This window comes from Phyllobacterium zundukense, from assembly GCF_025452195.1.
Classification (GTDB): Bacteria; Pseudomonadota; Alphaproteobacteria; order Rhizobiales; family Rhizobiaceae; genus Phyllobacterium; species Phyllobacterium zundukense_A.
This window is the reverse complement of sequence record NZ_CP104970.1, coordinates 102,544-126,058: the sequence shown is the minus strand read 5'-3', so window position 1 is coordinate 126,058 and position 23,515 is coordinate 102,544. Positions and strand designations below refer to the sequence as shown.

Here is a 23,515-nt window from a genome sequence, read left to right as displayed (position 1 = left end):
GTTCTCAGGAAGGATTCCATCATGCAGACCACCGGGCAGACGAACATGCGGCGAGAGATCGACGAAATTCCCGAAGCTGCCGCGAGGTTGCTCGATCACTCGGCGAAAGAATTCGCCGCCGCAGGTTCGGCCTTACGTGCGAAGGATCCGGCGTTTGTCGTGACGATCGCCCGCGGCTCCTCAGACCATGCCGCACTGTTCCTGAAATATGCGATCGAGCTCACCGCAAAATTACCCGTCGCGTCGATCGGACCTTCGCTCGCGTCGATCTATGGCACAGAGTTGAACCTTAGCCGCGGCGCTGCTATCGCGATCTCGCAATCAGGAAAAAGTCCCGACATCGTCGCGATGGCTGACGCAGCAACCCGCTCTGGCGCCATTTCGATCGCGCTGACCAATACACTGCCCTCCCCGATGGCGGATGCCTGCCGCCACGCTTTGGATATTCTGGCTGGCCCGGAAAATGCGGTAGCCGCCACCAAATCCTATGTGAATTCCATCGTTGCAGGCCTTGCAGTGCTGAGTGAGTGGACGGGGGATGCTGCGCTGAAACGGGCGGTGGCAGATCTACCCAAGCACTTTGCTGAAGCGGTAAAACTCAAATGGCTGGAATTTGCCGCCGACGCAGGTGAAGCTGAATCCATCTATGTGATAGGTCGCGGGCCGACCATGGCGATCGCCAGCGAAGCGGCCTTGAAATTCAAGGAGACGACCGGGATCCATGCCGAAGCCTATTCCGCGGCGGAAGTGCTGCACGGACCCGTCGCACTCGTTGGCACCCGCTTTCCGATTTTGGCACTTGCGGCCCGCGATGCCGCCGAGGGCTCTGTCGCCGAGGTAGCTGACGAGTTGGTTGCAAAGGGCGCCAGGGTACTTATCACCTCGCCTCTGGCAGCAACGGCAAAACCCCTGCCCTTCGTTGAGACGGGGCACCCTATTACGGATGCGCTGGCGCTAATTCTGCCATTTTATGGCTTTGTCGAAGCCTGGTCGCGATCGCGTGGCCGCAACCCCGATGCACCCGCCAATCTCACGAAGGTCACGGAAACCCGATGAGAGCAAAAAGTAGAATCACGGGCGCGCGAATCTTCGACGGTATGGAATGGCACGATGATGCCGCGCTTGTTGTCGAGGCAGGGCGTGTCGACTCTATTGTTCCTGAAAATTCCGACGATGATAGCGTCGAAACTATTGACGCGCGCGGCCTCCTTCTCGTGCCGGGCTTTATCGATCTGCAGGTCAATGGGGGCGGCGGTGCCCTCTTCAACGAGCAGCCGACGCTTGACGGCATCCGGCGGATCTGCGCGGCCCATGCGCGGTTCGGCACGACGGCATTGCTCCCGACGCTGATCACCGACACGCGCGAGGTGACGACCGCCGCCATCAAGGCCGGGATCAAAGCGAAGGCCGCTGGCGTGCCGGGCTTCCTCGGATTGCACTTCGAGGGACCGCACCTCTCCTTGGCCCGGAAGGGTGCTCATGATCCATCGCTGATCTGCCCCATGGGAAAATCGGATCTCGACGAGATGCTTGCCTGCATGAGTGCGCTGGGCTGCCTGATGGTGACGCTCGCTCCGGAAAATGCCACCAAGAGTCAAGTGAAAGCGCTTGCCGATGCGGGCGTCGTCGTCAGCCTTGGCCACACGGATGCCATCTTCGAGACGGCCTGCGCCTATGCCAAGGCGGGGGCTCGCACGGTGACGCATCTCTTCAATGCCATGAGCGGCCTTGGCCACCGCGAACCGGGCGTTGTCGGCGCGGCACTAGCGACCGGGGCGCTCCATGCGGGAATAATCGCGGATGGCTTCCATGTCGATCCGGCGGCAATGGGCATAGCGATCCGCGGCAAGCAAGGGCCGGGGCAGATCTTCCTGGTGACCGATGCGATGTCGACGATCGGGACTGACATGACGCGCTTCCGGCTGAACGGACGCGAGATCCTGCGCAAGGACGGACAATTGACGCTTGCCGACGGGACACTTGCCGGCGCCGACATCGACATGCTTTCCTCCATTCGCTTCGTTCATGAGACGCTCGGCCTCCCACTGGAGGAAGCGTTTCGCATGGCGACAGTATACCCTGCCGATGCCATGGGCATTGGCTCACACAAAGGTAGGCTTATGCCTGGATCTGACGCAGATTTTGTACTGCTAACGCAGGAACTTGAGCTGAGATCCACCTGGATCGGCGGGCGAAAGGTTTCCGAGGCCGATCCTCCCCGTGTCGCCTGAAGCCGGGCACTTCGCGACTCGAAAAAAGCCCCAGCCCACGCGTATAGAAATTTCGCCCTCGCCAATGATGGAGGGCCGGCAACCGCACATGCTGTCACCGGGCGCCTGGAAAGGGGTTTGGGTGCTGTCAGACTTCTGCCTTTTGCAACGCGCCCAGCTGGTACAGAGCGTCTCCTTTTCGTTGATTACCTGTCCTTCAGCAATCCGAACTTGTCGATGAAGCAGCTGTTGAACGCGCGTATTTTTTGTTGACTGGATCAACTATACCCACTCGATGTTTAAGTACCACATAACCAATTGAAATTGCTCGCAACTTTTGTGTTGGCGAGAATTTCCGACACCCAGGCCGTCAAAAAGTTACGCCTTTGATTTTAGAGGGAAAAGCGCTGCGCTTTCGGTATCATTCTCGTCCGCAGCGTAGAAATACGGTATATTAGTTAGGTCGCCCGGCCGAAACAGGGTGCTATGGTTCTGAAAGCCGCCGTTCTTGCCCCAGTCAAGTTCAATGCGACCAAGCGTCAGATGAATCATTGATCCCAAGCGGCGGCACTCCAGCTTCGAGGGCGAAAGCCCGACTTGTTTAGGTTATCACGTGTTTCTACGAATTGTTTTCTTTGGCCAGTGTCCTTGGGGTGCGCGGCCGAAACTCCTACCACTTCGTACCACGGCCTTCGCCTCTCTCCGGCCATCCTGGCTCACGGCTGTATCCATCCCTCGCGCGGCTTCCAACGCCAATTGCCATCGAGGGGCTCTGTCAAGGGCAGCAGAAGGTGCCCGAGATCCCCCACTACCGTGGCCAAGCTTGGCGGCGCGGCCGCCATGCGTTCGCGACCAAGAAAGGCCCGCCACTGACGATCCCATACTTCCGCGTAGGCATCGCTGAGACCCGTCGGTCTCTCCTTGGGAAGTTCCGTCCCTCTTCTAGCAAATGTCTGGCGCACGGCCTCTACAAGGGTGGGCCGCTCAAGTTCGAACGTCTCGGCAATCCACCAGAGATCGTAAAAATCCTTCAGGCGGCTATTTGCCATGCCGAGCGTTACCAGCGCCTCGAATTTCTCGGCGACCACGGTCGCGACCGGATAGGCCCGCAGGCGCGGCGCCGGCGCATCGAGCAGCGACGGATATTCTATGTCGACCGGTCCAGGCGTGACGGCATCACCGAAGCCTATGTCCACCTGAATGGGAATGCGCGCGCCTGCGATAGCGGCAGTGGTCCGGACACGAACGCCGCCGTATTCGACTTCCTCACGGATCGGCACGGCTTCGAGCCCATCGACGTCGAAAACGACGCCGTCATCGTCGACCGGCTGCGTGCAAATGACATGGAAAGTTTCGGCGATGGCCTTCGGGCTGTTCTCACCGTAACCCAGCAGGTCGAGGTCACGCGTCGGCCGAAACGGGTCGGCGACCCACGTTACGAAGAGCATCGCGCCCTTTAGGATGAAGCGGTCGCGATGCGCGGATAGGCTCAGCCGGTACAGGAGCCTTTCGAGCGCGTAGCGCGTCAGCAGGATCTGAAAGTCCACGCGCTCTGTGCGTGACCGCGCAAGCAGCCGGGCGCGCACGGATGCCCCGACGTTTTTCTTCGGTTCACGCGCCATCGGCCACCGTCGCTTCGACGTAGGGTCGCATGGTCGACCAGATCCTGGCCTTCTTCGCATATGTCCAGAGTTCGTCGCTTGTTGTCTTGCGCCGCCGAAGGCCCTCGCGCAGCCCCTCCATCGCAACGTCGAGGCCGACTTTCGATCGATAGCGGAAGCAATCGACGATCGAGCGCGCCGGATTTGTGATCGGCACCTCGACGCCCTCGATGCGATGCCGTTCGACGCCCTCGGTGAGAGCGAACCCGGTGAAGCGTACGAACCGGATCGGCGGATAGTCGATCTTGGGGCGCCAAGCCGTGCGATCAATGGCCATCCAGACCGCCGACGGCATTTGCAGCGTCAGCTCATGAAATTGCAGCGCCGAGGTCAGGCAGACGATCCCTTTCGGCACCAGCGCTGATGCCTCGGCCAGGGCATGACTTACGTCCGTCGCAGCGTCGGGAAGCTGGTAGAGACCGCGCGCCGGACGAACGACTTCTTCATCTCGTATGAGACGCGCGAGCGTCTCCGAGCCAATTCCGTGCGCGGCGAAATCCTTCAGCCGCAGCATGTGCCGAGCTTTCAGGAGTTCGAGCGCGCGAGCCCGTTGGGTGTCGGCCATGTCCACGTCCGTGATATTTCCTCTGCCATGACTCATAACAGCAGAGGTTTTAACACATTCCATCTCTGGGAAACACCCCCTCACCTCTCCCTTAAGGGGTGGCGTGTCTCGGTGATGCCATCGGCGCTATTGCCGATTCTCAGCGTCAATCGCCCCGCTGGGTGGTCGAGCTGATCCGCGCGCCCGTGCGAGCGAAAGTGCAGAATTTGAATTGGTGGTGTGTGACGACTTGGGCCATCTCGCTCCTCCTCCCCATTCGGTTGACCGACCGGGTGCAGCCGAATATCGATGTTCTCCGGTGATGGATCAGAAGCCGACGCCCTGATCTGGGTCGGGCGCCGGACGTCGTGCCGCCCGGCGCCCTGGGGGAAGCTATCTATTGAATCATTAAGTCTGCTCAGTAGCGCATAAAGCTGTGTTCACCGTCAGCAGCATGCCCAGTTCTTCAGCCGTTCGCGCAACGACCGAAGCGCCGGCTGAGAGCAATCGTTGACCGTGATCCTCAAGGCAGTGGCCGCCTGCCGTAAAACCAATCACCGTCATTCCTGCGGCCACACCGGCGCGAACGCCGGCAATGCTGTCTTCCACCACGGCGCAGCGCGCCGGTTCAATGCCCATCCGGGCTGCAGCGTAGAGGAACAGGTCCGGTGCCGGCTTGCCCGCCTTCACCAGGACCGAGCTGAATACGTGTGGATCGAAGTGCGGCCAAAGCCCCGTCAGTTCAAGACCTAGTCTCAGCTTGTCGGGGGCGCTGCTCGAGGCGACGCAGCGCGGCAAGGGCAACTGATGCAGAAGCCGGTCAATACCTTCGATCGCTTGCAATTCTATCCGATAGCTTTCCTTTATCCGGGATTGCACGATGGTATCGAAGTCATCAGGCAGGGGACGGCCCCAGTCTTCTTCGATCATTTTCCGCATGGTCGCCGACGACAGGCCGGTGAATCGTAGAACCACATCAGAATAGGACGTGGGATAGCCGATGCGGGTCAGTTCTTCGGCGTCGATGCGACTTGCCAGCGTCTCACTATCGATCAGAACGCCGTCACAATCAAAGATGACCAGTTCATAAGGGGTCAGTCGGTTCATTGCACGGTCTCCGGACGAGGACCTGCAGCGGAGATCTCGACGACGTGGCGGTCGCTCACTTCGAAACGATGCACCAGGACGCCATCATCATCTATCAGCGCAACATCAAAGGCCGGCGCATCCTCGACAAAGTCCGCATCTCTCCGCACGAAATTTGGAATGATCTGATGCGCAACACCGCGGCTTGCGCTGAAGGGGATGCCGCTCCAGGTACCGCCGACATCGACATGCACATGACCGTGGAAGATGTGCCGCACATTGCCGGCCCCAACGATCGCCCGCATGTTGTGACGCCAGTTCTCTGTGTTCCATGGCTCAAAATGCGGCAGACCGATAGGTTGCAGCTGATGGTGGGCGAAGAGATAAACTGGCAGGTCCGATGTTGCCAGTCGCGCCAGCAGCCATTCGAGCCGGCCACCACCCAAGGAGCCATGGCCTGATCCTTCCACCAGCGTGTCAAGGAAGATGAGGCGTCCGGCCGAGCTTTCATGGACCGACTGCACAAAACCGTTCTCATCGCGCGGCTCGTCAGGAAAGGCCTTTAGAAAATTCGCGCGGTAATCGTGATTACCGAGCAGAAGTCGCATGGGCACGCGCAATTCCTGCAGCACGTCGCGCAGCAATTCGTACGAAGCGGGATCTCCCTCGTCGGTGAGATCGCCGGTGACGACACAGAGTTCTGCATCGGCGTGATCGCGGTTGATGCGCTCGATGGTCTTGCGCAGCCGTTCGGCAGGATCGAAGCCGAAGAGCATGGCACCTGGCGGCACAAGGTGCAGGTCGGTGAGGTGAATGAGTTTCATGGGGAAATCCGTTTGAAGCAAAGGGACACGGCACAATTTGCGCCGCATCCCCCTGGGGAGAACTAGTTTGTCTTGGGCAGGAGTGCGCGGACTCCGGTAGCCATGTCTGCCAAGGCCGCTTCTGGTTCCTTGGAACCAAGCGCGATTGCCGTCATCTCGTCGCGAAGGAGTTGCCCAATCTCAACGCCGTTGTCACCAGGCCATGAGAACCACGGGCGGGCGCGCGGTGTCTGGAGCACGCTCGTATACCAGTTCGGGTTCTTTTCGTAAAAGCTACCGAGATGATCCTTATCGAGCGCAAGGGTGTTGGTCGGCATATATCCGGTATTTGGCACGACGATGCTCTGGCCTTCAGGGCCCGTAGCAAACTTGACGTAATCCCAGGCCGCGGCGCGCTTGGCTGCGTCTTCTGTGAGGATCACAGCCACCATGCCGCCGGTCGGCATCGTGGCATTGTCGGCGCCGAGCGGCTGCTGGGCCGTCTTCAGCGTAAACCGGTTTCCGATTTCCTTTTCGAAACCGCTGACGCTGCCGGCTGAGGCAAAGAAGAAGCCGAGCTTGCCGGAGGTGAACAGCTGGCGCGCGGCATTCGAGTCGATCGCCGGCTGGGCACCGTCGGTGTGGAACCGCTTGAAGAGCTTGACCGCAGCCTGACCGGCGGGACCGTCGAAAGCGATATCGCTCTCCTTGTCGTCCATCATCTGGCCGCCGAAATTACGCACAAGGTTCTGCGTCGCCCAGTCGTCAGAGCCGAGCTGATAGTACATGCCGGAAATACCATCGCCCAGCGCTCCGATCTTTGCTGCAAGAGCGATGAAGTTCTCCCAGTCGTTCGGAATCTTACTAGGATCGCCGCCGACCTTTTTCACGAGATCAGCGTTGAAGTAGACGACCGGCGTCGACATAGCAAATGGCAGCCCGTACACATGTCCGTCAATCGTGGCGAGCGACAAAACCTGATCCGTGTAGCCCTTGTCCGCCAAATGATCGGAGGAGACGAGATCGTCGATGGGTTTTAAAAGCCCACGCGTTACGAGCGGGCGCAGCACGTTGAAGCCCACATAATGGACGTCCGGCAACTCGCCCGCCATGCTCTGGCGGATCAGCGTCTGGACGGCCTCGTCGTAGCTTGGCGCTGCTGCCCGGAAGCTGATCTTGACGTCCGCATGGTCTGCCATAAAGCGATCGGCGATCGGTTTATGGATTACTTCGTGTTCGGGCCACGCGTAGTAAACGTCGAGTTTCGTCTCGGCTTTCGCCGGCACGGCTGCTAGCGCGGCTATCATACCGGCAGCAAGGATCGTTGCATTTGTTTTCACATTGCTCTCCTAAGGTTTGAGATAGGGTTTGAAACGGAGCTAATGTCGGCCGAGCACCAGGCCCCGTATAAAATGCTTCTGCATGAGAAGGAAAAGAGCGACCAAGGGCGCAGTTACGAGAACGCCCCCGGCCATCAGTGCCCCAACGTTACCGGCACCCTCGCCCGCTTGCCGGAAATAGGCGATCCCGAGCGAGGGTGTCATCATGTTGGGATCAGTCGTCACCACAAGCGGCCAGTAGAGATCATTCCAATGAGCCACGATGGAGAAGATCGAAAAGGAGGCGACCGCAGGCCAGGCCGCAGGCAGCATGATCCGCCACGCGATCGACAGTTCGCTAAAGCCATCCAGTCGCGCCGCGTCGAGCACCTCGTCTGGAAAGGTTACGAAGAACTGACGGAACAGGAAGATTGCAAATGCCGAGATGATCCAGGGAAGGACCAGAGCGGGATAGCTGTTGAGCAGCCCGGATTTTGCCAGCGCAATGTAAATAGGGATGGTTGGGATCTGCACCGGTACCAGAAGCCCGAGGAGGACGGCACCGAGGAGAAACGGCCTGCCAGGGAAGGACAACTTGGCGAGCGCATAGCCGGAGGGAATAGCGACCGCTATCTGCAGCACAAGGATTGCAACGCATACAATAATGCCGTTTCCCATGAAACGCAGAAGAGGGATAGCGGAAAGGACAGCGCTGTAATTCTCGATTGCGCCGTTGAACGTGGGAATCGGCAAAAGACTGCCGCTGAAAATCTGGCTCTGTGGCGTCAGCGAGGCAAGCAGCATCCAGAAAAACGGAAAGACCATGATGATCGCACCGGTCAGGAGCACAGCATGCGAGGCAAGGGACGATGCGAAAGATTGCCTTACAATCATGACTTGTCTCCATTCGTGCTAACGCGCGAGCGGCGTTCGGAGATGCGCATCTGGATGAGAGACAGGACGGTCACGAAGATGAAAAATGAAACCGCGATTGCCGACGCATATCCCACACGGAAGAAACGGAAGCCTTCTTCATAAAAGGTGTAGAGGATGACAGAGGTGGACTTCATCGGTCCGCCTTTTGTCAGAACTGCAACCGTCTCAAAGACCGAAAATGCTCGGATAATCGTCATCACTGCGACGAATAGTGTTACCGGTGCCAACATCGGCCAGGTTACGAGCAGGAAACGCTTCACGCCTCTGTCCGCCCCATCGATCGCTGCGGCTTCATAGAGCTCTTCTGGGATTGTCGAAAGACCAGCAAGGAAGAGGATCATGTTGAAACCAACGAGTTGCCATATTCCGATTGCTGAAAGTGCATAAATGGCTGTGGCCGGATCGGACAGAAACCTGACCGGCGACGCACCCAGAAGCTGCAGCAGTGCATTAGCGAAACCGAGGCTCGGATGCAGAATTGCTTCCCATGCCGTAGCGAGAGCCACCAATGTCGCTGCCACCGGCAGGAAATAGGCGGTCCGGTATAAGATAGCAAAAGGAGAACGGGCAATCAGGAGAGCGATCAAAAGGCCCCACCCGATCGATGTCGGCACGACCACAAGAACATAAATCGCTGTGTTGCGCAGACTGTGGGAAAAGCCGGGATCGGTCAACATGCGCGCATAGTTGCCGAGACCGACAAATCGAGCCCCTGCCAGACCGAGTGAAGCGTCGGTGAACGACAGGATGAAGACGAGGATTGCAGGACCGATCAGGAGAGCGGCAATCAGCACTGTCGCGGGCAGTGTCAGAATGAGGCCAGCCCGCGCCTGGGCCCGAGCAAACCGGTAGCTGGTTGAAACGACGGGCAAAGCTTGGATTGGAGTGTCGCTGACCACGGCCATATCATGCCGCCTTGCTCTGGTCGCGCCGCTGTCGGGACCCGTTCGAGGGGAAGAACCATGCCCTTTCCGGATCGATGCACAACCCCACGGTCTGCCCGCCACGCAGGGACTGTGCGCGTTCAGCAGTGATCCGGACGACGAACTGCCGGCCAATTTCAGCGTTGGCAAAAATGTAAGCGTCAGTCCCGGCATGCTCTATCCGCGCGACTTGAACGGTTAAGGCGCCTGGCTGATCATCGCCGACGAGTGATGCATGTTCCGGTCGGAACGCTAGTGTGCCAGCATCCTGGTTACCAAGTGCGTCGCTGATAATGATCCTGCTGCTCCCGATCATCAGGCCGCCACCGGTCGGAGCAGCGACAGGCAGCTCGTTCAGGAATGGCTGGGCCAGGAACCGGGCAACATCGAGATCAACCGGGTCGCGATAAAGATCCGCAGGTTTCGCGACTTGGCGGATCTCACCACCAAACATGATGGCGACGCGATCCGAAAGGGCTGCCGCCTCCGCCTGGTCATGGGTGACAAACAACGTCGTCGTTCCCATTTCCTTGTGCAGCCTGGCGATCTCGCCACGTGTATGAATGCGTAGCGCGGCATCAAGGTTCGCCAGCGGTTCGTCCATCAGGAAGATCTTGGGGTTTCGGACCATAGCGCGGCCCAAAGCCACCCGTTGGCGCTGCCCGCCGGAAAGCGCCGCTGGCCGGCGATCGAGCAGCGCATCGAGCTTGAGCAGTGCTGAGGTCTGCCGAACCCGCTCTTCGATCAAGCGGTTGCGTTGAATAGCTCCCGGCAGCAAAGTACCTATGACGGGAAGGCGTTCCAGGCTGGTCAGTTCGCGCATGATCAATGGAGCGGCGATATTGTCGTAAACGCTCAGATGCGGATAAAGCGCATAGCTTTGGAACACGAAGGCAAGGTCCCGATCTTTCGGAGCGACGGTATCTAAGGCCCGTCCGCCTGCTCGCACATGCCCTTCATCGGCCCGCTCCAGACCAGCTATGATTCGCAGGAGGGTGGATTTCCCGCAGCCGGACGGTCCAAGCAGCGTGACAAATTCACCAGCGGCGACTTTGAGCGAAACACCGCTGAGCACGTGCGTCGCTCCATAGCGCTTGCTGATGTTGTCGAGGTCGATGTCTAAAGCCGCCATTTCCCGGTTCCCTTTCGGTCGGCATCAGCTTTAATGGTGTTTTATTTCATTTTTGTGACATTATGGAGTTTAGTTTCATTTTGCAAACTAATTCTCCATTTCCTCCACCAATGTCTGAATGAGGCTCTCGATCACGAAGATCTTGCCGACCACAGGGGTCAGTGTGCCACCGATGGGGCGGTCATGAAGCCCCGATGCCTGCAGCGTAAAGTCTGCTGCCGTACCCAGCGGACTGCGAGCCCGGTTGGTAATGGCAACGGTCAGGGCACCCGCGGAGCGAGCGCCCTTCAGAAACTGCACGGTGTCGACCGAAAGCCCTGAGATCGAGAGCCCGATCGCCACACATCCTGGCCCAAGGCCATTAGCAACTTCGTGAGCCATGCTCGAGTTTCTGAATGCCAAGGCGGTCAGCCCTACACGCAACAGCCGATAGGCAAGCAGTTCAGCAGTTAAACCTGACAGGCCCGCTCCGTAAAGATCGATCCTTCTGCTAGCGGCAAGAGCTGCTGCGACCTTTTTGAGCGCCTCGCGATCGCTGTTGCCATGCGCAATGGCGAGGTTTTGAACCATCGTATCATGCAACTTTTGTGCGGCGCTATCCGCATTTTCACGAACGGCGGATGGCAGTCCCGGACGGCCGATCTCTGCGGCCAGAGCGAGCTTGAAATCCCGGTAGCCGGAAAAGCCAATCAGTCGGCAAAGCCGCACTATGCTTGCTTCACCGCTGCCCGCAAATTCACCTAACTCTGCGACTGAGTGATGCAACACCTTCTCGGGGTTTTCCAGAATGTACTTGGTAATGCGAGCCAGCGCGTTCGGGAGACTACCGATGTCCTCTTGCAGACGCGCCAGAATGCTCTCGTGCCGGCCCGCCGTTGCAGGTGCAGGTGAGTTGATGTTCGTTGCCAAGATAGCTTTTCCTTATTATGCCCAAGGTAACATACATGTCACCGCCTCGAAGCGTGAATCGCCCTTGGGTACGAGGTAGCACAATCTTATGAAATCTGGCGGCTGGATTGACCGGGACCCTTTCTTAAAAAAATGAGCTACGTCAAATTGGGGTACTCACACCTGACAACTTCCCGAGATACGGTTGCTGATCATCCCGTTCGGTTCCGGAAAGCATTGTCGTGATGTCGTCCGGCTGCGCATGAACGCCTCAGCCGCAAGCCTTACCGTGATGATCTTCGAGGCCATGATCTTACCTTCCAGCAGCGTCCCATCGAAATCGAAGATGATCAGTTGAAACTGATGCGACTGCGGGCAGCTTCCAGATGAGAAGTTATCATTTCGGGTCTCCGGCGCGAATGACAGGCAGCATCTCAAGTCCTTCGTGACGATGAACCACGACATCTCTCCGGTCTAGCATCACAACGTCGTACGACGGTGCCGCCGCAACGAATATTGGCTTACCATACTGTTCCCAATCCAGGACGATATGCTGCGCGGTGCCACGACTGGCAGTGAAAGATATTCCCGACAAAGTGCCACCTGCAGCAACGTGCCGGTGTCCGAAGAGCATGTGGCGGACCGATGATGTCCGGGTGACTATGGAAAAGAACCGATCCGTTTCCTTCATATCACTCGTTTTGAAGCAGGGTACATGCATGTTGCCTGGCGTGTGGTGCATAGCAAGGACGATCGGTCGACCTGCGGCATCGGCAATCTGCTCTTCCAGCCATTCAAAGCGGCCACCACCGAGACAACCGAAATGACTCACGTCGTCCTTCGTATCAAGCAGGACAACGCGCCAATCATCGAGGTCTACCGCAGCTTGAACAAAGCCTTCTCCACCGAAGACATCCCTGAATGCACCGCGGTCATCATGATTGCCGATGGTCAGATAAATTGGCAGCCGAACCTTCGACAGGATGTCGCGAAGGAGCATGTAAGCCGCAGGATCGCCGGTATCAGCGAGATCCCCTGTCATGAGGATGTGCTTTGCGTCGGCATGGACGCGTGACACATGAGTTAAGGTATCGCGTAATCTTTGCGCCGGATCGATGCCGTAAAGCATCGTGCCAGGTGCCACTAAATGGGGATCCGTTATGTGTATGATTTTTTGCATGGTTCGTCACTTATATAGCGCGCGACTCCGCGTCGAAGTTCGTGCAAGGGGGCGGTGAGAGATTGAATGGTGAAATAGGCGATTGGTTGTGGTGACAGTCAGGTTTCCAACGGTAAGAGCTCCGCGCCGAACCACCTACAATGAACTTATCCCAATGCGCCGAGTTGTCGGCAATGCCGCTTGGGTGATGTACCAATAATGTCCCGTAACATTCTGCACTTTATGGACGGGAACAGTATCGAAGCTCATGCATAAACGTCGAGTCCCATCTCTTTGAGCGCCTAGGTGAAGCCGGTGCTTGTCGAGATGCGTGAATAGAAACCGTCGTTCCCATGTGCTAGCTGCCTTTAAAATTGACGCGACCTCTTTTTAATGGAGCTTTTCTTCATTTTTATGTCAAGTGGAGTAAAACTCCCGATTTCCGCGATAGCGTGCCTGACGGAATTCGTCGCTCCGGAGAAATTGCGAACCTAGGGGGACCGCAACGCACACTGTGATGGCCGCCGGATTGTTGAAAGTTACCTATCTAAAAGGTTCCACACGCCTGTGGGGCAACCGCCGAACTTGCAAGCATGCTCAAAAGGTTGGGGATTTCGCTCCATCGTTGCGCGACTGCGTGCGCCCCTAAAGCCAGCAGCCTCTCGCCGTGGCCATTCAGGCAGTGCGCGCCACCGGTGAAACCGATGACTGACATTCCTGCGGCAATGCCGGCAGCCACCCCCGCGGGGCTGTCTTCAATTACGCAGCAACGATCAGGTGGCACTTGCATATCTCGCGCCGCATACAGAAACAGATCAGGTGCAGGTTTGCCGTGTTTGACGAGAACAGCGCTGTAAACATGCGGTGCAAAATGATTCGTTAATCCCGTGACATCAAGTGCGAGATCGAGTTTCTTTGGAGCGCTGCTAGACGCTACGCATTTTTTAATTTTCAACTCGCCAAGTATTTTCCCGACCTCAGGCAGCGGCAACAGGTCGTTTTTCAACGCTTCCTGAACGCGATTTGTAACGCTGAGAATAAAATCAGCTCCGATTGTTTTGCCGGTTTCTGCTTCGATGGCTTTTATCATATCGCCTTGAGAGACTCCGACGAACCGCGTAAGAATTTTCTCTAGCGGATAGCTGTCAAATCCTCGCCCAGCAAGTTCCTCCGCATCGACGCGGCAGGCGAGCACCTCGCTGTCGACGAGCACCCCGTCGCAATCGCAGATCAGTAGTTCAAATGGCATGTTTCATCCTTGCTAATTAAATGTTCCAAAGGACTTCTGTTGAACCGTCATGGCCTTTCAGTCGGGCCCCTCGATTGCCTGTTGACCTGGGCGATTTGCAACGGTCGCATGACGATAGGACCCATTCCTGGCTGACGAGCGGAATCTCGTAGCCAGATTGAGTTCCTATTGCTGGGGTTTACTTTTGCCGCCGTGTTGTAGTGCTCGCCACGTCAAGGAGTGCCTAGACCCTCATAGACGAGCGCGTCTGAGCATGCGCTTCTTCAAAGTTAACCTTCTGCTTCAATCATCCAGCATAAGCCAAATGAAAATTCAACATTACTCGCCCATCAAATGCCTGTTCAGATCATCCAGGGCGTTGTGGAGTACTACTCCATCTTGGCCAGCCATTCAATGGAATTTTACTCCATTTGTTAAAATTGTGTCAGTGACGACCCTCCGGAGAGGACCGTTGGCTTGCCCAGCTTCCGTCGTTCCGTGGGCGCGCTTGCCGAAGAGGAAAAGTGCCCATAGGGGGCATGGCAAAAACAGCAGCAACTCCCCGAAGTCGAAGCGTTAAAAGCCTGGTTCCAAACCAACATCATTAAAGACAATCCCGCAGCAACCACGCGCCAGGCAGGAATGGTGTGGACATGTTCTCATGGAACCATGGAGGATCTAGCCGCTGATGAGCGCACGGGCCTTCAAAGTGGCTGCCTAGTTGCGTACGAAGACGTACTGCAGGCGCAGTTTGGTGGTGCTTTATTTCATTTGGGTGCGGTGAACTGTGGTGGCTAACCTAATGCGAAACGCCTCTGTTGTGCCTAGGGCACCTTGCTATCGATGTCCGGCTTTGAGAAGAGGCTCGCGCGATGGCTTGATGCTCTGAAGCGGGGATTCAAGTACGCGAGTACGGGCAAATAGGCAGCACCCCGCGGCATCGCGTCAGCACCAAACTCTGATCTGATCAGTCGCGGCTGAGCAGAATCTGTCCGCCGAAGAGAAGGATAAAGCGGCTGAACCGCCTGAAAAAGGGCATCGATTAGCCAGTTGGGTGCATCTCCTCCGAACATCATTGTCTCTGGTTCGAATAGATTTTCCAAGGTGCTCAGGCCATTGCGTAATGGCTCGGACGCGTCCTGAATCCATTCTGCAACAAGCGAATGTTCGGCCGAATAACGAGACTCAAGTTCAGCAAAAGATTGGACAGGATCGCCCTGCCTGTTGAGAAATCGTTTCAATGAGGTCATCGACACATAGGTTTCAAGACAACCGCGCTTTCCGCAAACACACTTATTGCCGTTGGGCACGACTATTGTATGGCCAAATTCTCCCGCGTTTCCGTGGGCGCCACCGAACGCCATTCGATCGATCATCGATGCACTTCCCAACCCCTTCCCCAGCGAAATATAGACAAAGTCGGTGTACTTTGACGCGGTTTCGCCGAAATATGCTTCTGCCGTAATAGCGCATTGGCCCTCGTTGGCAAGAATGACCGGGTACTCCAAGTTCCTTCCCAAGTGGTCTCTCAACAAGGCACCGTCCCACCCGACCAGATGCGGCGGATGAATAACGCTTTCACCGAACGGGCCAGGGGTTGCAAGCCCCACCCCGAGAAAGTGGCTTTTCTTGAATCGCGTGCTCTCGATCATAGAGATCGTTTGTTCCTTTATCAGGTCGCTAATCTCTTCGATATCCATTCGAGCAATGGCTAAGTCACCACTTCTGATTACCTCACCGAGAAGATTTTGCTCTACATAGGCAAGCCGCCCCTCATCAACATGGAAGCCGAAGCTGAAGCCCCCTTTGGGATTTAGCGCTATTGGTACGGGTGGCTTGCCGACCTGCCGCACACGCGTCTTTTCCTGTCGCAGAAAGCCCAGGTCTATCAACTCTTCCACGATGTCGGACGTGGCTTGGCGCGACAGACCGGTCGCATCCGAGATTCGAATGCGAGGAAGAGGTCCATTTCGTCGCACTTCTTCAAAGACAACCCAGAGGTTAATACTCTTGGACTTCAATGCGTTAGTTGCGCTCAGCATCATGATTGCACCTTAATATGTCAAGTTGACAGAATAATTATTGACCGGGTTTGTTCCTTGTGACATGTTTCCCTTGTAAAATTCCAGAGGGCAAAAATATGCAAACAATGAATTCCTTCAACCGCCGCAGGTTTCTTGCATCCGCAGCCGCCTGTGGATCACTCCTGGCGATGACAGGCGCCGGACTTCAGGCGGCAAAGGCGCAATCAGCCAGCCTCAACGTCTTCGGCCCACTCCCGCCCGACCCGGCGCCACCGGGCGCTGCGCAATTTGCACTTGATGCATTCAACGCGTGGAAGGCCGCGAACGGCTCAGAGGTCAACTATGAACTCATAGCGTGGCCCCAGCTCCATGATCGCATGGCGACCGCGTTCGCGTCAGGCTCCTCTCCTTGGGACCTCATATACATGTGCGGCTGGGTGCCGGAGTTTGCAGATTTTCTTGAGCCCTTTGCTGATCGGCTCCCAGATGACCTCGTCCAGGACATGCCGCCTTCTAGCTTTGAGACGGTGAAATGGAACGGCAAACGGTATGGTGCGGTGTTCACCTTGTCTCTGCTGACCCTGTTCTTCAATAAAGAGCATCTCGAGCAGGCCGGCATTAAAGAGCCTCCAAAAGATTGGGACGAATTCAAGCGCTACACGAAGGAGCTTTCCCGCGATGGAAGGTTTGGCTTTGTTGCCAACTACGGCGACCCGACCAGCCTCGGCGGCACCTACTGGATGGCGTTCCTGCAGCAGGCTGGCGGAAAAATGTTTGACGACGCCGGTCAGCCGAGTTTCAACAACGAATATGGCGTTGCCGCTCTGCAGATGATGATCGACCTGACGGCTGCGGGCACAGATCCCGGTTCCATTTCCTATGTGGGTATCAATGACGCCAGCAACGTTTTTATTTCTGGCCGTGCATCGATGATGATGAATTGGCCCTTCATGTGGAATCCCGCGCAGGATCCAAATCAATCAAAAGTTGCGGGTAAATTGGGTTGTGCCTTGTTACCGGCCGGTCCGGCCGGCACTGCTTCGGTGGATGGCACCGACGCTTGGGTGATATCAAAGACCAGCCCGAACATCGCCAAAGCTGAGAAACTCGTTGAGTTTTATCTGGATAAGGATGTTCAAAAACGGCAGGCGCTTGACACCGGCTGGCTCCCGATCCGGCTGTCCGTTCTTCAAGATCCGGAGGTCCAGGCTAAGCTGCCCAACGCTGCAACTGTTTTGGAGCAGGCGAAACATCCCTACAACAACTTTATCACACCAGAGCACAATCAGGTTACGCAGGCGCTCGGTACGGAAATACAAAAGGCGCTGCAGGGGCAAGCCACGGCCGCCGAGGCTTTGAAATCTGCCCAAGACATGGTTGCCGCTATTGTGAAGCAACGCAGCTGAGGCGATGCTATGTCAGCTTCTCAGACTTTTGAGCAACACCGGCGGCTGGTCGGTGTTCTGTTTATCGCGCCTGCCCTCCTCGTACTAGCTGCGGTTCTTGCATTCCCGATCCTCGAATCCCTCATACTTGCGTTTCAACGGGTCCGGCTGGCAGGAGGGCTCCTTGAGCGATCTTGGGTTGGATCTCGACAATTATGTGTTGTTGTTCAGCGATAGCACTTTCATAAAAGCGCTGGGCAACACACTATACTTCACCGCGGTAGAGGTGGTGTGTGTCGCAATAATAGCCCTCGGTATCGCAGTTTTACTGCAACATCCGCTCGGGCGTAACGGCATATTTCGCATTCTATTGATCGTTCCATGGGCGATTGCTCCTGTTGCCAACGCTGTGCTGTGGAAATGGATTCTCAACTCCAACTACGGCATTCTAAATAGTCTACTGACCGGCATGGGCCTTATCCAGCATAACCAGGTTTGGCTCGGAACGCCCCGGTCAGCGCTGAATTTCCTTCTCCTTGTCGATATCTGGAAGTCAGTCCCATTCATTGCGCTCCTGCTGTTGGCTGGTCTCCAAAGGGTTCCGCAAACGCTCTATCGGGCTGCGTACATGGATGGCGCAAGTCGAATGCAAATGTTTCTCGCGGTGACCTTGCCCTCGATGAAATCCGCAATCGCAATCGCGGTCATCCTGCAGACCATCTGGGCTCTGCGCGTATTCGATATCGTTTTTGTTCTGACCCGTGGTGGCCCAGCAGATGGAACGGTATCCATGAACTTTCTCGCCTATCGGACGACCTTCAACTTCCTCCAATTCGGAAGCGGAGCTGCGATCGCTAATCTGATCTTTGTCACAACTTTCGCGCTCGCCATCGTCTACATAGTGGTCATTTCGCCTAAGAGCACGGGGGCTGGGCGATGAGCTTCCAACATTATCGAAACGGAGGATGGCTTTTTCAAAGCTTCATCGTCCTTTGCCTGGCGTTGTTCGTCGTCTGGTCAGCCGCGCCGATTGTTTGGCTCTTCTTTTCCAGTGTCATCAAACAAAACGCGCTCATTGCGCAACCGTTGAATTTGTCACTCTCGGATCTAACCATAGAGAATTACGTTACGGTCTCAAAATCCGCGGCATCGCTGGCATCGGGCATCTTGAATTCATTCATAGTTTCCCTGTTTTCGACGTCGATAGCCCTGACGCTCGGTGCACCTGCAGCGTATGCTTTGGCACGGCTTTCACTGCCACGCGCCAATGCGATTGCCTTTTTGGTACTGGCGACGCAAATGTTGCCCGGGATCGCCATCGCCATTCCGTTGTTCTTGCTGATCAGTAAGTTGGGCTTGATCGACAACGTTCTGGCTCTGGGTGTTGTATATCTCTCCTTCAACCTTCCGATCGTCATCTGGATTCTTCGCGGGTTCTTCCAGGCGATACCCCCAAGTATTGAGCGAGCTGCCGCAATCGATGGAGCGAACGTAGTTCAGACTTTTTGGTACATCGTTCTGCCGATTTCCGTTCCTCCGCTTACCGCCGCGGCCGTATTCGCGTTCGTCGAAGCCTGGAATGAGTTCTTCTTCGCCCTCATTCTCACGCGCCAGAACGCGCAGACGGTGCCGCTCGTGATCGCCAATTTTGCCGGGCAGTATCAGACCGTTTTCGGTCAGATGATGGCTGCGGCAGCTGTAAGCATCGTGCCGGTCATGCTGCTGGCAATCGTATTCCGTAACAGGATCATCCGTGGCTTCGCAGACGGCATGACAAAAGGGTAATGCTTCCATGTCACACATAATTCTCAAAGACGTCTGCAAGTCGTTCGGCGCGGTCGAGGTCTGCAAGAACATAAACCTGTCGATCGATAAAGGTGAGTTCATTACCCTGCTTGGTTCTTCAGGCTGCGGAAAGACAACAACTCTCAACATGGTCGCCGGCCTGGAGGATTGCTCCTCAGGCGATATACTTCTGGACGGTAAGAGGATCAACGAGCTCTCGCCTGTGCAGCGCGACGCTGCCATGGTGTTCCAGAACTATGCGCTTTATCCGCACATGACCGTTGCCCAAAATATCGGCTTTACGCTCAAGATGCGGGGGTTAGACCGTTCTGAAATAGACAGGCGCGTCGCGGTCGTCGCCGAAGCTTTGGAATTGGGGCACGTATTGCAGCGGTTGCCCGGGCAATTGTCCGGCGGGCAGCAGCAGCGCGTGGCAATCGGCCGCGCGATAGTGCGCGAACCGCGGCTGTTTCTCTTCGACGAACCCTTTTCGAATCTGGATGCATCGCTGCGCGTCAAAACGCGCGCAGAGATAAAGCAGCTACATGAGCGGCTCGGAGTCACCTCGATCTTCGTGACCCACGATCAGGAAGAGGCACTTTCAATCTCCGACCGCATCGCCGTCATGTACCAAGGACGGGTCGAACAGTTTGGGTCGCCAGACGAAATATATCTTCAGCCCCGCACGAGGTATGTCGCCACGTTCATTGGCAATCCGCAAATCGAACTCATGCCTGCTGAGCTGCGTGTGTCGGACGATGCTTCAATTCTCGCGATCAACGACGTCGAATTGCGGCTGGAACGACGTGACCTACCGAAAGGTACGCGAAGTGTGGAGGTAGGCCTGCGGCCAGAGCACGTGGTCTTGGGTGACTTCGAACGGAAAGCGGAAGTCCTTTTCGTGCAGCCTGTAGGTCCCTCGACCCATGTGGCGCTACGTTGGGCCGGTGGCCGGCTTACCGCTTCAGTCCCCGGGTTCATCCGCTTGAACCCCGGCAGCCAGATCGGCTTCGACATAAATCTTTCTCACCTCTTTCTGTTCGACCAGAAGACTGGTCTCCGAGTGTAACACTGTCCAAACGAGGCATGCCAATGACGACGATATCAAACTCAATCGCGCAGCGAGACATTCAGTTCCAGTTGCATTCACAGACGAACCCGAGACGCTTTGAAGAACAGGGGCCGCTGATCGTGACGAGAGGCGAAGGTGTGCGCGTGTATGACAATACGGGCAAAGCCTATATTGAGGGAATGGCGGGGCTCTGGTGCGCAACGCTCGGTTTCTCGAATGAGCGTCTCATCGCGGCAGCAAAGGCCCAGTACGACGAACTTCCTTACTACCACACATTCTTCCAGCGCACAGGCGAAGGCGCCACAAACCTCTCGGAGAAACTTGTAGAACTGACCGGAATGAAAGGTGGGAAAAGCTACTTCACCACGTCAGGCTCCGAGGCAAATGAGACGATGGTGAAACTCTCGTGGATCTATCACACGGTGCATGGCAAGCCGGGTAAGCGGAAGATAATCGCCCGCGACCGCGCATTCCATGGTTCTACTATCGCGGCCGCATCCATGTGCGGACTGGATTTCATGCATCGGGAATTCGGTCTTCCCCTGCCCGGCTTCCTGCATACTTCCGCGCCCTACAGCTATCGTGGAATGCAGGAGGGGGAAAATGAAGCCACGTATGTGGAACGGCTGGCGCGCGAGCTTGAGGACCTGATTGTCAGAGAGGGCCCTGAGACCATTGCAGCTTTCATAGCCGAACCTGTCTACGCAGGCGGTGGCATTATCGTCCCTCCGGCAGGCTATTTTCAGCGCATTCAGGAGGTTCTGAACAAGTATGATATATTGTGCCTGGATGACGAAATCGTCTGCGGTTTTGGGCGCACAGGTAAGTGGTTTGGCAAAGATCTTGTTGGAATGCAGCCCGACATGATGGCATTGGCAAAAGGTCTTTCGTCCTCGTACTTCCCAATTGCTGCGGTCGTTCTCGCTCCGAAAATCTACGACGCCGTAGCGGAATTCAACAAACAAGGCGGGGCCTTCGGTCATGGCTTCACCAATTCTGGCCACCCCGTGGGCGTCGCCGTCGCCCTGGAAGCCATCAAGATTTACGAAGAAATGAACATTCCGGAAAAGGTCCAAAAGATCGGCACCCGGCTACGCAACCGCTTCGAAGAGACCGCGGCAAGATCTCCCATCTTGGGCGAAGTCCGGGGTGCAGGTCTTATGTTGGGAATTGAAATCGTCAAGGACAAGCAAACCAAGGAACCGTTCGATGTCGAAAAGCAGGCAGGAGCGACATTCGACAGGATTGCCTACCGGAACGGGCTCATCGCACGGTGCATGGGTGATATCTTGGGTTTCGCACCGCCTCTTATCCTGTCTGAGGGTGAGGCGGATGAACTGGCGGATCTGTTCGACAAGAGTATAGCGGAGCTCGAAAAGACGCTTTACGCCTAGACCAAGGTCACGCCCTCACTGACGTTCGTTAGGTTACTTGTCTCAAAGGCGTGCTTCAACATCCGCGCGTTCAGAAGCGGACTGGCGCTATGAAAAAGGCGGTGGTTGGGGCGCTAACCCGAAAGCCGCCTTGGAGCATAATAGACTGATGCGGAGGGTATCCGGGCTGGATACTTGAACTACTTATGATATCGCCACCGGTGACGCGCTTGACGACGGACGGTAGGTCACAGGACTTGGCCTTGTATCACGCTTGGAGGACCAGAGTTGAGCAACTTTAATATTGTCTGGATTTGCAGTGATCAACAACGTTGGGACACGTTGCAGTGTCTAGGGTTCAAGGGCACGCAAACTCCCAATATTGACCGCTTGGCGGCGAGGGGAACAGCGTTTAGCCGCGCATATTGTCAAAGCCCTATCTGTACGCCGAGCCGAACGAGCTTCCTGACAGGGTTGTATCCGATCGCACACCAGGTGCATCAGAACGGCGCAGGTGCATTTCCTTCGCATCTCGTTTTGCTCCCGAAATTGATGGCGAATGCCGGATACTATACAGGCCACATAGGAAAGCTGCATCTGTCTGCCACGCGTCGTATGATAGAGAAGCGCCCTGACGACGGTTTTGCCGAATTCTACTGGAGTCCTGAGCCATTTCCAGAATGGTCCGGAAACCACGACTATCATGCGTGGATGTGGTCGAAAGGGGTCGACCCCGAGGCCTACTTCAAACCGTATCTTGACCAACACTATGGTCCGGGACCGGCAGCAGAATATCGGCAGGCGCGTTGGGCAGGAGATCGGGCTGAGCGTTTCATCCAGATGCATTCCAATCGCAGTTGGTATCTGGGGATCAACATCGACGCACCTCATCCGCCCCTCAATCCCCCACCAGACTACCTCAGGCGGTTCAACCCAAGTGATATGCCTGATCCAGCCTTCAAGCCGATCGATCTCGAGCACCACAAGAAATTCGAAAAAGTAGATCAGCAGGCGAAGTTCGCCGTGGATCCTTGGGAGGCGGCAACAGACGTGGGTGAGGCGCACAATGATGAATTGGCAGGCCCCACGCATGAAGCGCCGCCTACCAGCTTCAATATATGGGAGATGAGAGCCGCCTACCACGCGGAAGTGGCTCAAGTGGACGATCTGGTCGGCCGCATAATAGATGTTCTGACGGAAACCGGGCAGCTTGATCGCACGATCATCGTCTTCATGAGCGATCATGGTGATATGATGGGTGACCATGGGCTGCTCTACAAAGGCTGCCGGTTCTACGAGGGCGTGGTGCATGTGCCACTCGTGATTTCCGTACCCGGCAGCTCAGTACATGGATCGGTGTCGAATGCACTTGTCGAACTGGTCGATATTGCGCCAACGTTGCTCTCGTTATCGGGGCTTGAGATCCCCAAGGCTATGCAAGGACTGTCGCTCGACCAAATCCTGCTCGGCAAAACCTCATTGGATTACCACAAGCCATACGTCGTCAGTGAGTATCACAATTCCCTGCGTTTTCGGGGAAGCCGGGGCTCGCGGGCATCGATGTACTATGATGGCCGTTACAAACTAAATGTGTACCATGATGTCGGAATAGGAGAGCTGTTCGATCATCAGGAGGATCCCAATGAGCATGATGATCTTTGGGAGAGCGTCCATCATCGGGAGTTGAAAGTCGGCCTTTTGGAGAGCAGCTTTTCCGCAATGATGCTTAGAAGTGGGTCCGGTCCAGAAAGAATTGAGGACTACTAACGCCGAGGCGTAAGACCACCTTGTGGAACTGCTTTACCAGATCCTAACGGCGCACCCGAGAGGCACGTGTTGCCGACGGCAGAGTGATTGTGAAACCGATGGAACGCTATGGTCGCGAAAAAAATGGCTGCCGTTGAGCTTTGCGCGACGACAGCCAAGTTGCCTTGGGAGGCTTGGGAAACCAAACGTTACTCACATTGATGACCTTCTACACGCAGAG

At 56.3% G+C, this 23,515-nt stretch carries 21 protein-coding genes; 8 read left to right on the top strand and 13 right to left on the bottom strand.

Going from position 1 to position 23,515, the window contains the following annotated elements; all coding sequences use genetic code 11:
* Positions 1-21 precede the first annotated feature (21 nt).
* Positions 22-1,056 (top strand): SIS domain-containing protein, encoded by a 1,035-nt coding sequence (locus N8E88_RS02365; RefSeq protein WP_262290931.1) that lies wholly within the window; start codon positions 22-24, stop codon positions 1,054-1,056.
* Entirely contained in the window at positions 1,053-2,231 is a 1,179-nt protein-coding gene (gene nagA / locus N8E88_RS02360) for an N-acetylglucosamine-6-phosphate deacetylase (RefSeq protein ID WP_262290930.1), read from the top strand. The genes N8E88_RS02365 and nagA overlap by 4 nt, the downstream gene beginning before the upstream one ends.
* A gap of 357 nt (positions 2,232-2,588) precedes the next feature.
* Here nagA and N8E88_RS31640 read toward each other — a convergent pair whose 3' ends face one another.
* The 13 genes from N8E88_RS31640 to N8E88_RS02300 form a co-directional block, all read right to left on the bottom strand.
* The gene (locus N8E88_RS31640; protein WP_410010526.1) at positions 2,589-2,762 is read right to left on the bottom strand and encodes a HEPN/Toprim-associated domain-containing protein; all 174 of its coding nucleotides are present in this window, start codon (positions 2,760-2,762) and stop codon (positions 2,589-2,591) included.
* A 164-nt stretch (positions 2,763-2,926) separates the two neighbouring features.
* Positions 2,927-3,832: a nucleotidyl transferase AbiEii/AbiGii toxin family protein gene (locus N8E88_RS02355; RefSeq protein WP_262290929.1), complete on the bottom strand. Its 906-nt coding sequence runs from the start codon at positions 3,830-3,832 to the stop codon at positions 2,927-2,929.
* Positions 3,822-4,436, bottom strand: coding sequence for a type IV toxin-antitoxin system AbiEi family antitoxin domain-containing protein (locus N8E88_RS02350; protein ID WP_262290928.1), 615 nt, complete (start codon positions 4,434-4,436; stop codon positions 3,822-3,824). The genes N8E88_RS02355 and N8E88_RS02350 overlap by 11 nt, the downstream gene beginning before the upstream one ends.
* Before the next feature lie 387 nt (positions 4,437-4,823).
* Positions 4,824-5,522 (bottom strand): HAD family hydrolase, encoded by a 699-nt coding sequence (locus tag N8E88_RS02345; protein WP_262290927.1) that lies wholly within the window; start codon positions 5,520-5,522, stop codon positions 4,824-4,826.
* A complete protein-coding gene (locus N8E88_RS02340; protein WP_262290926.1) occupies positions 5,519-6,325 on the bottom strand; it encodes a phosphodiesterase in 807 nt (268 codons plus the stop codon). The genes N8E88_RS02345 and N8E88_RS02340 overlap by 4 nt, the downstream gene beginning before the upstream one ends.
* Positions 6,326-6,387: 62 nt before the next feature.
* Positions 6,388-7,644 (bottom strand): ABC transporter substrate-binding protein, encoded by a 1,257-nt coding sequence (locus N8E88_RS02335; RefSeq protein WP_262290925.1) that lies wholly within the window; start codon positions 7,642-7,644, stop codon positions 6,388-6,390.
* Positions 7,645-7,683: 39 nt separating this feature from the next.
* Positions 7,684-8,517, bottom strand: a complete 834-nt coding sequence (locus N8E88_RS02330) for a carbohydrate ABC transporter permease (RefSeq protein ID WP_262290924.1) — start codon at positions 8,515-8,517, stop codon at positions 7,684-7,686.
* Positions 8,514-9,464, bottom strand: a complete 951-nt coding sequence (locus N8E88_RS02325) for a carbohydrate ABC transporter permease (RefSeq protein WP_262290923.1) — start codon at positions 9,462-9,464, stop codon at positions 8,514-8,516. Before N8E88_RS02325 ends, N8E88_RS02330 begins: the two co-directional genes overlap by 4 nt.
* A 1-nt stretch (position 9,465) precedes the next feature.
* Positions 9,466-10,614 (bottom strand): ABC transporter ATP-binding protein, encoded by a 1,149-nt coding sequence (locus tag N8E88_RS02320; protein WP_262290922.1) that lies wholly within the window; start codon positions 10,612-10,614, stop codon positions 9,466-9,468.
* An 87-nt stretch (positions 10,615-10,701) separates the two neighbouring features.
* The gene (locus tag N8E88_RS02315; RefSeq protein ID WP_262290921.1) at positions 10,702-11,523 is read right to left on the bottom strand and encodes a MurR/RpiR family transcriptional regulator; all 822 of its coding nucleotides are present in this window, start codon (positions 11,521-11,523) and stop codon (positions 10,702-10,704) included.
* A 376-nt stretch (positions 11,524-11,899) separates the two neighbouring features.
* Complete coding sequence (locus N8E88_RS02310) at positions 11,900-12,646, bottom strand: metallophosphoesterase (protein ID WP_262290920.1); 747 nt, start codon at positions 12,644-12,646, stop codon at positions 11,900-11,902.
* Positions 12,647-13,208: 562 nt separating this feature from the next.
* Positions 13,209-13,910, bottom strand: coding sequence for an HAD-IA family hydrolase (locus N8E88_RS02305; protein WP_262290919.1), 702 nt, complete (start codon positions 13,908-13,910; stop codon positions 13,209-13,211).
* 803 nt (positions 13,911-14,713) lie between these two features.
* Entirely contained in the window at positions 14,714-15,934 is a 1,221-nt protein-coding gene (locus N8E88_RS02300) for an ROK family transcriptional regulator (RefSeq protein WP_262290918.1), read from the bottom strand.
* A 167-nt stretch (positions 15,935-16,101) separates the two neighbouring features.
* Between N8E88_RS02300 and N8E88_RS02295 the strand changes: the two genes are divergently transcribed.
* The 6 genes from N8E88_RS02295 (at position 16,102) to N8E88_RS02270 (ending at position 23,295) form a co-directional block, all read left to right on the top strand.
* A complete protein-coding gene (locus tag N8E88_RS02295; RefSeq protein ID WP_262290917.1) occupies positions 16,102-17,319 on the top strand; it encodes an extracellular solute-binding protein in 1,218 nt (405 codons plus the stop codon).
* 163 nt (positions 17,320-17,482) lie between these two features.
* Positions 17,483-18,238: a carbohydrate ABC transporter permease gene (locus N8E88_RS02290; protein WP_262290916.1), complete on the top strand. Its 756-nt coding sequence runs from the start codon at positions 17,483-17,485 to the stop codon at positions 18,236-18,238.
* On the top strand, positions 18,235-19,083 hold the full coding sequence (locus tag N8E88_RS02285) for a carbohydrate ABC transporter permease (protein WP_262290915.1): 849 nt from the start codon (positions 18,235-18,237) through the stop codon (positions 19,081-19,083). Before N8E88_RS02290 ends, N8E88_RS02285 begins: the two co-directional genes overlap by 4 nt.
* Before the next feature lie 7 nt (positions 19,084-19,090).
* Positions 19,091-20,152 (top strand): ABC transporter ATP-binding protein, encoded by a 1,062-nt coding sequence (locus tag N8E88_RS02280; protein ID WP_262290914.1) that lies wholly within the window; start codon positions 19,091-19,093, stop codon positions 20,150-20,152.
* 23 nt (positions 20,153-20,175) lie between these two features.
* Positions 20,176-21,549 carry an aminotransferase gene (locus tag N8E88_RS02275; RefSeq protein ID WP_262290913.1) on the top strand — a complete coding sequence of 458 codons (1,374 nt, stop codon included), beginning with the start codon at positions 20,176-20,178 and terminating at the stop codon, positions 21,547-21,549.
* A gap of 267 nt (positions 21,550-21,816) precedes the next feature.
* Positions 21,817-23,295 carry a sulfatase family protein gene (locus N8E88_RS02270; protein WP_315975195.1) on the top strand — a complete coding sequence of 493 codons (1,479 nt, stop codon included), beginning with the start codon at positions 21,817-21,819 and terminating at the stop codon, positions 23,293-23,295.
* Positions 23,296-23,515 lie beyond the last annotated feature (220 nt).

Coding starts and splice junctions, on each gene's coding strand:
- N8E88_RS02340 (WP_262290926.1), bottom strand. CDS start 6,325: ATGAAACTCATTCACCTCACCGACCTGCACCTTGTGCCGCCAGGTGCC.
- N8E88_RS02295 (WP_262290917.1), top strand. CDS start 16,102: ATGACAGGCGCCGGACTTCAGGCGGCAAAGGCGCAATCAGCCAGCCTC.
- nagA (WP_262290930.1), top strand. CDS start 1,053: ATGAGAGCAAAAAGTAGAATCACGGGCGCGCGAATCTTCGACGGTATG.
- N8E88_RS31640 (WP_410010526.1), bottom strand. CDS start 2,762: ATGATTCATCTGACGCTTGGTCGCATTGAACTTGACTGGGGCAAGAAC.
- N8E88_RS02355 (WP_262290929.1), bottom strand. CDS start 3,832: ATGGCGCGTGAACCGAAGAAAAACGTCGGGGCATCCGTGCGCGCCCGG.
- N8E88_RS02320 (WP_262290922.1), bottom strand. CDS start 10,614: ATGGCGGCTTTAGACATCGACCTCGACAACATCAGCAAGCGCTATGGA.
- N8E88_RS02280 (WP_262290914.1), top strand. CDS start 19,091: ATGTCACACATAATTCTCAAAGACGTCTGCAAGTCGTTCGGCGCGGTC.
- N8E88_RS02345 (WP_262290927.1), bottom strand. CDS start 5,522: ATGAACCGACTGACCCCTTATGAACTGGTCATCTTTGATTGTGACGGC.
- N8E88_RS02350 (WP_262290928.1), bottom strand. CDS start 4,436: ATGGCCGACACCCAACGGGCTCGCGCGCTCGAACTCCTGAAAGCTCGG.
- N8E88_RS02325 (WP_262290923.1), bottom strand. CDS start 9,464: ATGGCCGTGGTCAGCGACACTCCAATCCAAGCTTTGCCCGTCGTTTCA.
- N8E88_RS02285 (WP_262290915.1), top strand. CDS start 18,235: ATGAGCTTCCAACATTATCGAAACGGAGGATGGCTTTTTCAAAGCTTC.
- N8E88_RS02365 (WP_262290931.1), top strand. CDS start 22: ATGCAGACCACCGGGCAGACGAACATGCGGCGAGAGATCGACGAAATT.
- N8E88_RS02305 (WP_262290919.1), bottom strand. CDS start 13,910: ATGCCATTTGAACTACTGATCTGCGATTGCGACGGGGTGCTCGTCGAC.
- N8E88_RS02330 (WP_262290924.1), bottom strand. CDS start 8,517: ATGATTGTAAGGCAATCTTTCGCATCGTCCCTTGCCTCGCATGCTGTG.
- N8E88_RS02275 (WP_262290913.1), top strand. CDS start 20,176: ATGACGACGATATCAAACTCAATCGCGCAGCGAGACATTCAGTTCCAG.
- N8E88_RS02300 (WP_262290918.1), bottom strand. CDS start 15,934: ATGATGCTGAGCGCAACTAACGCATTGAAGTCCAAGAGTATTAACCTC.